At 68.9% G+C, this 12257-nt stretch carries 11 protein-coding genes; 8 read left to right on the plus strand and 3 right to left on the minus strand.

Annotation, left to right across the window (positions count from 1 at the left end; translation table 11 throughout):
* Positions 1-53 precede the first annotated feature (53 nt).
* A complete protein-coding gene (locus CQ034_RS07840; RefSeq protein WP_258134129.1) occupies positions 54-1061 on the plus strand; it encodes an FAD-binding oxidoreductase in 1008 nt (335 codons plus the stop codon).
* A gap of 17 nt (positions 1062-1078) precedes the next feature.
* Here the strand turns inward: CQ034_RS07840 and CQ034_RS07845 are convergent, their stop codons facing one another.
* Positions 1079-1543, minus strand: a complete 465-nt coding sequence (locus CQ034_RS07845; RefSeq protein ID WP_105710586.1) for a MarR family winged helix-turn-helix transcriptional regulator — start codon at positions 1541-1543, stop codon at positions 1079-1081.
* A 90-nt stretch (positions 1544-1633) separates the two neighbouring features.
* Between CQ034_RS07845 and CQ034_RS07850 the strand changes: the two genes are divergently transcribed.
* From CQ034_RS07850 to CQ034_RS07875, 6 genes are all read left to right on the plus strand, one after another.
* Complete coding sequence (locus CQ034_RS07850) at positions 1634-2740, plus strand: LLM class flavin-dependent oxidoreductase (RefSeq protein WP_308737258.1); 1107 nt, start codon at positions 1634-1636, stop codon at positions 2738-2740.
* A gap of 11 nt (positions 2741-2751) precedes the next feature.
* On the plus strand, positions 2752-3411 hold the full coding sequence (locus CQ034_RS07855) for an NADPH-dependent F420 reductase (protein ID WP_105710611.1): 660 nt from the start codon (positions 2752-2754) through the stop codon (positions 3409-3411).
* A gap of 78 nt (positions 3412-3489) precedes the next feature.
* Positions 3490-4047, plus strand: coding sequence for a hypothetical protein (locus CQ034_RS07860; RefSeq protein WP_105710587.1), 558 nt, complete (start codon positions 3490-3492; stop codon positions 4045-4047).
* A gap of 68 nt (positions 4048-4115) precedes the next feature.
* A complete protein-coding gene (locus CQ034_RS07865; RefSeq protein WP_258134130.1) occupies positions 4116-7007 on the plus strand; it encodes a YhgE/Pip domain-containing protein in 2892 nt (963 codons plus the stop codon).
* Positions 7004-9184 (plus strand): YhgE/Pip domain-containing protein, encoded by a 2181-nt coding sequence (locus tag CQ034_RS07870; protein ID WP_105710588.1) that lies wholly within the window; start codon positions 7004-7006, stop codon positions 9182-9184. The genes CQ034_RS07865 and CQ034_RS07870 overlap by 4 nt, the downstream gene beginning before the upstream one ends.
* A gap of 29 nt (positions 9185-9213) precedes the next feature.
* The gene (locus tag CQ034_RS07875) at positions 9214-9831 is read left to right on the plus strand and encodes a TetR/AcrR family transcriptional regulator (protein WP_029262150.1); all 618 of its coding nucleotides are present in this window, start codon (positions 9214-9216) and stop codon (positions 9829-9831) included.
* 40 nt (positions 9832-9871) lie between these two features.
* Here the strand turns inward: CQ034_RS07875 and CQ034_RS07880 are convergent, their stop codons facing one another.
* Positions 9872-10372 (minus strand): BLUF domain-containing protein, encoded by a 501-nt coding sequence (locus CQ034_RS07880; RefSeq protein ID WP_258134131.1) that lies wholly within the window; start codon positions 10370-10372, stop codon positions 9872-9874.
* Positions 10369-10623 carry a hypothetical protein gene (locus tag CQ034_RS07885; protein WP_105710589.1) on the minus strand — a complete coding sequence of 85 codons (255 nt, stop codon included), beginning with the start codon at positions 10621-10623 and terminating at the stop codon, positions 10369-10371. The genes CQ034_RS07880 and CQ034_RS07885 overlap by 4 nt, the downstream gene beginning before the upstream one ends.
* A 181-nt stretch (positions 10624-10804) precedes the next feature.
* Here CQ034_RS07885 and CQ034_RS07890 point away from each other — a divergent pair.
* Positions 10805-12257, plus strand: a 1453-nt coding sequence (locus CQ034_RS07890; RefSeq protein ID WP_258134132.1) for a threonine/serine exporter ThrE family protein, incomplete at its 3' end; no start/stop codon positions are given.

Consider the following 12257-nt stretch of genomic DNA (forward strand, 5'->3'; position numbering starts at 1 on the left):
CGACGCGGGGAGCGGAGTCTGAGCGACGGGTAACTGAACGCGACCGCATCATCGTGATCGGCGCCGGTGTGATTGGCGCCTCGGTCGCACATCATCTGGCTCGCGCGGGACATGACGTGATCGTGCTCGAACGCGAGGCACCGGGGGCGGGGGTGACCGCCGCGTCGTTCGCCTGGGTCGGGATGGCCAAGAGCCCGGCCGACGCCTACGCCGGTTCCCTTCGTCAGCGTGCGCGGCCGGAGTTCGATCGCGTCGTCACGGAACTCCCCGCGCCCATCGGGCTCCGTGCGTTCGGCGCGGTCACCTGGGAGGAATCCGATGCGCTGACTCGCGCCTTCGTCTCCGATCACCAGGCCACGGGACACCGGATGGAGCTGCTCACGGCCGACGAGGCGCGGATGCGGGAGCCTGGCCTTCGTGAAGTTCCCGACGTCGTGGCCTACGCCCCCGACGATGTCGGCGTCGACCCCGTCGGGTATACGCGCGCCCTGCTGCAGAGCGCGCAGGAGCACGGTGCGGAGGTGCGGGCCGGTATCACCGTCGTGCGGGTGCTCAGCGATGACGGAGGAGTTCGAGGCGTTCTGACCGACCATGGCGAACTCGTGGCGAAAAGCGTCGTCATCGCTGCGGGCACCGCCTCCGTGGGGATCGCCGCATCCGCCGGAGTGAACATCGACGTCGTGGGGTCGCCGTGCTGCCTGCTGCGCTTCTCCACGCCCCGCCCGCTCGCGCGCGGCATCCTCTCCACCCCGGAGCTCGAGGTTCGCCAGCTGGACGACACCACCCTCCTCGCCGCAGAAGACGTCCCCGAGGGCTTCTCCGGTGATCCGAGAGAGCTCGCCGTTGCCGCTCTCGCCGCGATCCGCCGCTCTTTCATCGACACCGATGACGTCCGCCTCGAGCACGCCGTCATCGCCGAACGCCCGATACCGGCGGGCGGCCACCCTCTGGTCGGGCCGGTGCCGGCGATGCCCGGCCTCCATCTGGCGATCGCTCACCCCGGCGTGATCCTGTCCGCCGAGATCGGACGCCAGGTCGCCGCCGACCACGCCGCGCTCTGAGGCTCCTCGAGGCCCGATCAGCCTTCGAGGTTCCTGCGCAGCGCAGTGGTGATGTCGTCGACCTGCGCGAGCTGCTCGGGCGAGAGCGCGTCGACGAACAGCGAGCGGATGGCGTGCAGGTGCGGCACGTTCGCGGCCCGGAACGCGTCGGCTCCGATCTCGGTGAGAAGCACGTCGACGCCGTGCACGCCGTCGGCGCAGGGAACCCGTCGGATGAGCTCACGCTTCTCCATCCGACCGAGGTGGTGAGACAGCCGACTGCGCTCCCAGTCGATCCGCGTCGCAAGCTCGGACGAGCGCGCCCTGCGGCCGTCGGCTTCGCTGAGCGCGAGCAGCACCTGGTAGTCGCCGGAGGAGAGCGATGACTCGCTCTGCAACTGTGCGGAGAGACGAGAGCGAAGGACCTCACTCGTCTCGATGAAGTCCCGCCAGATGCGCAGCTGCTCGGGCGTCGGCGTGCGGCGACGACGCTCTTCGATCATGACACCTCCCGGGAATTGATACGTCAATCCTACGGTTGGGAGCTATTGACACGTCAATCGGAGGGACCGGTGCCGTGGAGAAGGGTCGTGATGGACATGACGGAACTCGAGTTCGGGCTGAACTCCTTCGGCGAGGTGGCGACGGACGGCGGTCGCATCCTGTCGGACGGTGAGACGCTGCGGCTGCTCGTCGAAGAGGCACAGCTCGCCGAGTCGGTCGGCCTGGATGTCTTCAGTGTCGGCGAGCACTACCGCGAGGGACACATGGACTCCGCGACCCCGGTGCTGCTGGCTGCCGCGGCGCAGGCCACCTCGACGATCGGGCTCGGCTCGTCGGTGACCGTGCTCTCGACGCAGGATCCGGTGCGGCTGTACCAGGAGTTCGCGACGGTCGACGGACTCTCGAACGGACGCGCCCAGCTCATCCTCGGACGGGCGTCGGCGATCGAGTCGTTCCCCCTCTTCGGGTACGACATCGCCGAGTACGAGCGGATCTTCGAGGAGAAGCTCGACCTGTTCCTGCGCCTGATGCGCGAGGACAACGTCACCTGGAGCGGCTCCTACCGCAGCCCGCTCGAGAACGTGCGCCTGCATCCGCGCATGCCCGAGGGCGGCATCCCGGCATGGATCGGGATCGGCGGCAGCCCCGACTCCGTCATCCGCGCCGCCGAGAACGGACTGCCCTTGATGATGGCGATCATCGGCGGACGACCCGAGCGGTTCGCCGGCCACGCGCGCCTCTACCTGCGCGCACTGGAGCAGTTCGGGCGGGCGGAACTCCCGATCGGGCAGCACTCGCTCGGCCTCATCGCCGACACCGACGCCGAGGCGAAGAACGTGCACTGGAAGCACTGGGAGCCGGTCGTGACCCAGATGAGCAAGGAGCGCGGCTTCTACGCACCGACGCTCGAGCGCTACGAGGAGGAGGTCGACACCGGTGCCCTCTACGTCGGCTCCCCCGAGACCGTCGCGCACAAGCTCGCCGCCGCGGTTCGGAGCAATCACCTGTCCCGGTTCGACCTGAAGTACGACATCATGCACCTGCCGAAGGACGTGCGCGCGCGCAGCATCCGCCTCTTCGGAGAGAAGGTCGCCCCGCGCGTGCGCGAACTGCTCGCCGCCGACCCGGGAGAGGGTGCGTTCGCTGACCCGGCTGTGGCCCGGATCACGAAAGACGGCAAGGCCGTCCACGCGTGAGGGAGATCACCATGAACGACACCATCGAAACCATCGGCATCCTCGGCGCGGGCAAGGTGGGCACCACGATCGCCCGCCTCGCCCTCGCCGCGGGATACCGGGTGCTCATCGCGGGCTCGGGCGCTCCGGAACGGATCGCGCTCACCATCGACGTCTTCGCCCCCGGGGCCAGCGCGATGACGGCCGCGGACACGGCTGCCGGGGCGGATGCCGTCATCCTGGCCCTTCCCCTCGGCAAGTACCGCACGCTTCCGGTCGAGCATCTGCGCGGGACGTTGGTGCTCGACGCCATGAACTACTGGTGGGAGACCGACGGGATCCGTGACGACCTGAGCGATCCACGCACCTCGACCAGCGAGCTCGTGCAGGAGTTCCTGCCGGAGTCGCGGGTCGTGAAGGCCCTGAACCACATGGGCTATCACGACCTCGAAGACGAGTCCCGACCGGCCGGAGCGCCCAGGCGCAAGGCCATCGCCGTCGCGGGTGACAAGTCCGCCGACCTCGCCCGCGTCGCGGAGCTGATCGACAGGCTCGGCTTCGACCCCGTGCTCATCGACACTCTGGCGGCCGGAGCTGCGCTCCAACCCGGGAACCCCGCGTTCGGCGCCGACGTGACCGCCGACGAGCTGCGCGGACTGATCGGAATCGCCTCGCCGATCCCGCCGCGATGACCGCCGGAGGTCCGGGCGGGGGCGACGACGCTGGCCCGGCTAGGCTCCCAGAAGCCGTCGACGACCATGGAGGCACCGATGCCCACTCCCCCCAGGCTGCGCGCGAGCGCACTCGTCCTCGCCGGGATCCTGGCCTGTGCCGGATGCTCGGCGGCCGCCGTCCCGAGCCCGCCGGAGGCCGTCGGCGACGACTTCCCCGACACCTGCCTGCCGTCGGAGGTCTCCTGGCCGTCCGACTTCCTCGAGTCCCTGCCCGGAGAGTCCGAGGCGATCGGCGGCGCCATCGTCGGTCTGCGCCTCGAGTGGCTCGACGACGATTTCGCGTGGCGGCTGCGCAGCGCCGACACCCGTGAGGATACGTTCGGCGAACGGGTCGACGACCCGAGCTTCGGCCGGGAGTCGCTGGTCGACGTCCGCACCCTGGAGGTTCTCTCGACCGGCGAGACGGAGCTCACCGAGGCGGAGCAGCAGCTGAACGGCAGCAGCGCCTACGCCGCGGCGCAGCTCTCGGGCGAGGAATACCCCAGTCCGCTCATCGTGGAGATGGCCCGCGTGATGGACGACGGCGCGCCCGTGTGGCAGCTCACGATGTGCGACACCGCCACCAACGAGCTGACGGTCACGACCCTGAATTGACGCACGCCCCGACCGCTGTACTCAGCTAACTTGCACGCTCGTGTGCACGTATTGTGTAAACTCGTCCTGTGAAACAGAGCTGGCGGGTCTACAAGCGCGACGTCAAGAGACTCTCCCGCGTACCCAAAGCCTGGATCATCATCATCGGGGTGCTCATCACCCCGGCCCTGTACGCGTGGTTCAACATCAACGCGTTCTGGGACCCCTACGCGAACACCGCGAACATCCGCGTGGCGGTGGTCGATCTCGACGAGGGCGCCACCTCCGACCTCACCGGTCACATCGACATCGGCGAGCAGGTGACCGCGCAGCTCGAGGACGACGACCAGCTCGGCTGGACGTTCATGGGCGAGGACGAGGCTCAGGAGGCCGTGAAGAAGGGCGACGTCTACGCCGCCATCGTCATCCCCGCGCAGTTCAGCGAAGACCTGGTCAGCATCACCAGCGGCGACTTCACCCAGCCGGCGCTGGAGTACTACGTCAACGAGAAGGCCGGCGCGATCGCGCCCAAGATCACCGACGTCGGCGCATCCGAACTCGACAAGCAGGTCACCACCGCTTTCAAGGAGCAGGTGGCACTCGCCGCGACAAACGCCCTCAAAGACGTCGGCGACTCCACCGAGCTGCGGCTGCTGAACGCGAGGGACAACACCCTCAACGCGTTCGACCAGGCGGCGCAGACCATCTCGTCGGCGCGCGAGAACCTCGCCGAGACGCAGGACGGGCTGACCTCGTCTCGCGGCACGCTCGCCTCCGCCCGGAGCACGCTCGGCGACGTCGACAAGACGCTCGGCGATGTGCAGAAGTCGCTCGACCAGACGCAGTCGATCATCGCCGAGACGCAGAAGGAGGTGATCGCCTTCACCGACAGCGCCACCACCGCGTTCCTCCAGGGCACCACGCTGCTCGCCGATGCGTCGTCGAAGGCGAACGTCTCGATCACCCGTCTCACCCAGAGCCTCGAGCAGGCGGGTGTGCGCATCGACGCCGGGATCGACGACGTCTCGAACGTGATCGAGGCGAACGAAGCGGCCGCCGCCCGTCTGCAGGCGCTCGTGGACGACACCGACCTCAGCGACGAGACGAAGCAGCAGCTCACCGAGGTCATCGCCTCGCTCCAGCAGCGCAACGCCACCGACCAGCAGCTGCTCGCAGACCTGAAGGACCTCAAGGCCAGCGCATCCGACACCGTGGGCTCCGTCCAGGCGACGGCCGACGCGGTCGACAAGGCGATGCAGGACACCAGGGATGCGTCGTCGGCGATGCGCGACATCCTCACCCGCACCGTCCCCTCGCTGAACAGCGCGATGTCGCAGCTGTCGTCGAGCGTCGGATCGTTGTCGGCGGCGCTGGATGCGCAGAAGGGCGTGCTCGCCGAAGCCGATCAGCTGCTGGGCGGGTTGGACTCTCAGCTCGTGGCCACCTCGTCGGCACTGGAGAGCTTCGACGGCGACCTCGCCGGCATCGAGCAGGGGCTGCAGACCTCGCGCACCGACGTCGTCGCCCTCAACGCCGCATCCGAATGGGGTCTGCTGGGCACACTGACCGACCTGGAGCCCGAGCAGATCGCCCAGTTCATCTCCTCCCCCGTCGAGGTCGACGAGCACCTGGTGTTCCCCGTCGACACCTATGGGTCGGCGATGGCGGCGCTCTTCACGAACCTGTCGCTGTGGATCGGCGCCTTCGTGCTCATGGTGATCTTCCGCGTCGAGGTCGACACCGAGGGCGTCGAGGGCGTCACCGTGCGCGAGGCCTACTTCGGCCGCTTCTTCCTCTTCGCGACGCTCGCCGTCGGCCAGGCGCTGATCGTGTGCACCGGAAACCTGATCATCGGCGTGCAGACCGTCAGCGCCGCTGCCTTCCTCGGCACCGGCGTGCTCATCGCCCTCGCCTACGTGAGCATCATCTACGCCCTCTGCGTCGCGTTCGGGCACGTCGGCCGCGGCCTGTGCATCCTGCTGGTCATCATGCAGATCCCCGGAGCATCCGGGCTGTACCCGATCGAGCTGATGCCCGGATTCTTCCGGGCGATCTACCCGCTCCTCCCGTTCTCGTACGGCATCGACGCGATGCGCGAGACGATCGGCGGGTTCTACGACGGCCACTACTGGCGGTACTTGGGCGCCCTCGCCGTGTTCGTCGCCCTGGCGTTCCTCATCGGGCTCGTGCTCCGCCGCCGGCTCGCGAACTTCACCCTGCTCTTCAACCGGCAGGTCCTCGCCACCGACCTCCTCATCGGCGAAAAGGTGCAGGTCGTCGGCAGCGGATACCGGCTCACCGACGTGATCCGAGCGCTCTCGAACCGCGGGGAGTACCGCGAAGACCTCGCTCGCCGCGCCGAGCCGTTCACCCGCCGCTATCCGGCGCTGCTGAAGGCGACGGTGCTCACGGGGGTCGCGGGGCTCGTCGTGCTCGGGGTCATCACCTGGGCGCTTCCCGGATCGAAGGCGCTGCTGCTGGGACTGTGGACGCTCTGGATCCTCCTCGTCATCGGATTCCTGGTGGCCATCGAGTACATCAAGCACAGCTTCGAGAACGGTGCGGAGGTCGCGGCCCTCGACGACGCAGAGCTGCGTGAGCTCGCCCTCGTCGGTCCCGCCGGCCGTGACGCGGTCATGCCCTCCTCAGCGGAGGGGCCGCTCGGCACGGTCCGGTACGCACCGGTCGCCACGACCGAGGCGGAGGCGCCCGAGGCCCCGGATGCTCCGGCCGCCGGCGCCGAGGCCGATGCCCTGCTCACCGAGTGGTTCGAGCCGGAGACGGACACGCAGCCGTACCCGGAGACGGACACGGAGCCGTATCCGGAGACGGAGACGGTAGCGGAACCCCTTATCGGACCGGATGCCGGGCCGACCGCCGAGCAGGACGACGCCGAGCAGACAGAAGAAGATCTCGCGGACGAAGAACCACTCACCGACGAAGACGAACACCGGACCGCAGAAGGGGAGGACCGCGCATGAGGGACATCCTGCACCTGACGGCCCGCGACGTGCGGCACGCGACCCAGAACGTGATGGCGTGCATCGTCCTGTTCGGCCTCGTCGTCATCCCGTCGCTGTTCACCTGGTTCAACGTCATCGCCAGCTGGGATCCGTTCGCGAACACGAAGGACCTGAAGATCGCGGTCGCGAGCACCGACGCCGGGTATGAGAGCGACCTCGTGCCGATCCGCGTGAACGTCGGCGAACAGGTTCTCTCCCAGCTTCGCGGGAACGACCAGCTCGACTGGGTCATCACCGATGAGCACGACGCGATCGACGGGACGAAGTCCGGCGAGTACTACGCCGCGATCGTGCTGCCCGAGACGTTCAGCGCCGACATGCTGACGTTCTACGCCGACGGCGGCGACCGCACGCACATCGCGCTCTACACGAACGAGAAGAAGAACGCTCTGGCGCCGAAGATCACCGGACAGGGCGCGGAAGGGGTCTCGTCCGCGATCAGCGACACCTTCGCCCAGACGCTCGGCGACGTGGCTCTCGGCCTCGTCTCGTCGATGTCGGACTACCTCACCGATGAGGACACGCAGGCAGCGCTCACCCGCATCGAGGCCCGCCTCGGGAGCGTGGGAGATCAGCTGCGGTCCGGGGCGCACACGGCCGACACCTTCACGGCTCTGCTCGAGGCGAGCCGGCCCCTGCTCGACAGCGCCTCGGGCCTGGTCGGCTCGGCCGGCGACGCGTTCACCGACACCTCGGGCGCGCTCGGCAGCGGGGTGGACGCGGCGGGCACACTGAAGTCGACCCTGCAGACGGCCGCCCAGTCCCTGACGGATGCGCTCGCGGCGACGGCGAGTAGCTACGACGCCGTCGGTCAGCGCATCGACGAACTGTACGCCGGGGCCGACTCGCTCAGCGGCAGCCAGGTGCAGGCGATCACCACGCTCGCGGACCGCGTGCAGCAGCAGATCGACCAGTACTCCGCGGTCAAGAACACCCTGGAGACGGAGGTCGGGCCGAACCTTCCCGAATCCGCGCAGCCCGACTTCGACGCCGTGATCAGTCGGCTCGATGAGGCCATCGCCCGGCAGCAGGCCCTGCAGGAGCGCCTCCAGACCGCGGCGACCGAGATCGCGGCCGGCAACGACTCGGCGCAGAGCTCGCATCAGGAGATCACCGCCGCGATCGCCGCGGCGAAGAAGGCGATCACGGACGCACGGAGCACGTACGACAACGGGCTGAAGGCACAGCTGAACTCCCTCTCGTCGACCCTCACGCAGATCGGCTCCGACGTCTCGGCGATCCGCTCCGACCTCTCCGGTATCACGTCCGGCCTCTCCGGAGCATCCGATTCCGTGCAGTCGACCCTGTCGCGCGCACAGGAGGCCACGACGCAGCTGTCGGCATCGCTGAACTCGTTGGCCGACCGGTTCGACACCGTGCAGCAGGCGATGACGAAGGCCGCGGACACCGGCGATCTCAGTGAGCTGATGGGCGCCGACCCCGGCGTGCTCGCCACGTCCCTCGCCGAACCCGTGCGCGTGGACCGCACCGCGGTGTTCCCCGTGGCCGGTTTCGGCGCGGCCATGGCACCGCTGTACATGATCCTGGCCCTCTGGGTGGGTGCGCTGTTGATGACCGTGACGATCCGCGTCGACGTGAACGCCGAGACGCTCCCCGATCGCCCCGAACTCACCCCGACGCAGAAGTATCTCGGCCGCTACGGCATCTTCGGCCTGGTCGGTCTCGCACAGAGCACGCTGCTGACCCTCGGGCTGATCCTCTTCGTCCAGGTCGAACCCGCGCATCCGCTCCTGCTGATCCTGGCCGGGTGGGCGATCTCGACCGTGTTCACCCTCATCGTCTACACGGCCGTGGTCGCGTTCGGCAACGCGGGCAAGGCGCTCTCGGTGCTGCTCCTGGTGATCCAGATCTCGGGTTCGGGCGGAGCGTATCCGCTGCAGCTGCTGCCCGACTGGTTCCAGAGCATCAGCCCGTTCCTGCCCGCGACCTACGCCGTGAACATGGTGCGATCGGCGATCGCCGGCGTCTACCAGGGCGACTTCTGGTGGTCGCTGGGCGCGCTCGCGCTGTTCATCATCCCCGCGCTGCTCCTCGGTCTCGTGCTCCGTCGCCCGTTGATGACGTACAACCGCAAGCTCGTCGACGCACTCGCGTCGACCAAGTTGATGTCGTGACTCCTGTGTCTCCGCGAAAGGACCATGAAGTGACCGCACCGAATCCCCGGCGTCGGCGCGATGCGCTCGCCAACCGCGAGGCCCTGCTGCGCGCGGCGCAGTCGGTGCTCGCGACCAACCCCACGGCGTCGCTCGACGTGATCGCCCAGGCCGCCGGCCTCACGCGTCGGTCCGTCTACGGCCACTTCGCCGACCGCGACAGCCTGCTGCGCGAGGTGATCGCCGTCGGCGCACAGCGGTTCAACGCGATCGCCGAGGCGACCGACGAATCCGACCCCCGCGTCACGCTGGCGCGGATGGCGACGCGGCTGTGGCGGGAGGCCTCGGCCGTCCGCGCGTCGGCCAACATCGCCCTCGATGATGCGCATCTGACCGACACCGTGCTCGCCCTGGCGCCGCTGCGCCGACGAATCCGCGATCTGACGAGGGCCGGCGTGGACTCCGGGGCGTTCCGTGCAGACATGCCGGCCGAGCTGCTCGCCTTCCTCATCGAGGAGACGGCGCGGGCCACCCTGCGCGAGCTGCGGCTCACCACGACCGACGCGGACTCGACCGTCGTGCGGGTGGTGCTGAGCATCGTGGGCCTCTCGTGGACGGAGCAGGCCGAGCTCATCGGCGCGCACCCCGAGATCTTCGCGCAGGACTGAGACCGCGGCAGACGGCTCGCTCGCGCCCGTTCGTGGTCGTTCAGGCCGTCGCTTCCCCGAACCGCCCCGGACTCGCCACAGCTTCGGCAGTGACCGACCGATCCCCCGCGCGCACCCGGAACCAGAGGGTGAGCTCGGTCAGCGCCCGGACGAGGGTGTCCACATCTGAGCCGGCGTCCAGGTCGGCGAACGAGTCCCGGTAACCCTCGGGGCGCCTCTCGCCGCGATGCAGCACCCGGTACCCCATGGTCCAGTCCGAGAAGCGGCGCTCGGCGATCGACTCCTGCATGAGCACGCGCAGGTCGTGGTGTCGGGAGTCGTCGCGGATGACGTCGACGAGGTCCGCGACGGTCTCCGGATCCCCCTCCAGCACCTGGATGAAGCGCCCGTCTCGATGAAGGAGCATGCCGGTTATGGCACGCCCATCGTTGAGACGCCGGCACACGGTGAGGAGCTGCTCGAGTGCGGATTCACGGAACGGCTGGGAAGCAGTGCTGGTGTAGACCAGCGAGACCAGACCGGTGTCGGCTTTCGTGCTCACAACGCCACCCCCTGCTCACCGTCATGGAACTCGGGCGACGACTCGACCATCAGCTGTTCCACCGCGGCCGTGGCCGCCGGCAACGTCGGGAAGTCACCCTGGGGCCGTGACCGGGCATCGAACGCGCGATACCCTCCGTCCGGTTGCCTGTCGATGTATCCGAGGAAGTCGCCGCGGCGGCTTCCGACATGGAAGCCCTCCTCGACGCAGGCCCAGAGGACGTCGTGATCGGGTCGGGCGGAGTTCGGCACTCTGGAACGATACGTGCGCACCGTCCACAGCGCGCTCCCCTTTACAGCCGCGGCAGCGGTGCGCTAAGCGCGCGCCGTAGGGGTTGCAGGAGCGACGATCCGCACGGTATTCGGCATCCGCTTCGAAAGCAGAGCCTTCGATCACCTCGATCGGCGGTCCTCGTCCGGGAGAATGGACGTTATGTCCGCGACACCCCGCCGGCCGCTGCTCTCCGCTGTGCGCCGCCTGCTGCACACCGACCCCTCCACGGTCGCGCACACCGAGGTCCTGCCCGTCATCGACGAGCGCACGGTGCCCCGGGTGCTCGACCTGGCGACGAGGATCGGGGAGTCGATGTTCGCGGTCGGCGCCTCGGCCCATGAGGTGACGTTGGCCATCACCCGCGTCTGCGACGCGTACGGGATGAAGGGCGTGCAGGTCGACGTCACCTACAACTCGATCACGGTGTCGTTCCACCTGAGCGGCGAGGTCTGGCCCGAGACGCTGGTGCGCGTCGTGCGGGTCACCGCCCCCGATCACGCGAAGCTGCAGCGGGTGCAGGCCCTGGTCGCCGACATCGACGGTGGGCTCGACCTCGAATCCGCCCGCACGACCTTCCGAGCGATCCGCCGGGTCCCGTTCCGCTATCAGCAGCCGGTCGTGATCGTCGCCCGAGCCCTGCTCGCCGTCGGCGTAAGCATCATGCTCGGCGCCTCCCCGATCATCGTCGGACTCACGTTCGTCGCCGCCCTGTGCGCGGCCCTGACCCAGGCGGGTCTCGCCCGGCTCCGGGTGCCGCTGTTCTTCAGCCAGATCGCCGGAGGGTTCGTGACCACCGTCGTGGCGGTCGTCGTCTCGGCGCTGGGCTCGGCGGGGATCGAGCCGTTCGTCGGAATCCGTCCGTCGATCATCGTCGCCTCGGGCATCGTGCTGATGCTGGCCGGTCTCACCGTGGTGGGCGCGGCACAGGATGCGATCGACGGCTTCGCACTCACCGCCGGCGGGCGCATCCTCGACCTCACGATGCAGACCCTCGGTGTGGTGATCGGCATCCTCGTCGGCCTGGAACTCGGGAGCGTCCTGGGGTTCACCATGGACCTCCCCGACGGCCCGGCACCGTTCGGCCCGATCCTGAACCAGTTCGTCGGCGCGATCATCATCGCGATCGCCGTCGCGGTGTTCAACGGCGCCGGCATCCGCATCATCCTGGTGAGCGCGCTGCTCAGTGCGGTGACCCTCGCGGGCTACTCGGGTTCGGTGGCGCTGAACCTGCACCCGGCTGCGGCGAGCGCGGTCGGCGCTCTGCTCGCGAGCTTCCTCGGGATGCTCATCGCCCGCAACCTGCACGTCCCGTCGGTCGCGGTCACGACCGCGGCCATCGTCCCCCTCGTTCCCGGTGTCGCCGTGTTCCAGGGCCTGCTGGAGATGGTGCACGCCACCGGGACGTCCACGGGGATGCTGGTCGCCGGCGGATCACTCATCGACGCCGCAGTGATCGGCATCGGTCTGGCGTCCGGCGCCTCGCTCGGCCTCTACCTCGGCACCCCGGTGCGGGCGACTCTCGCGAGCGTCGCGAAGACCCGCGCCCGCACCGGGGTGCCGAGGTTCCACTCGCCGAGCCGTGCCGGACGCCCGGTTCCGATCCCGCATCTGC

The organism is Microbacterium sp. MYb45 (genome assembly GCF_002979655.1).
Lineage (GTDB): Bacteria > Actinomycetota > Actinomycetes > Actinomycetales > Microbacteriaceae > Microbacterium.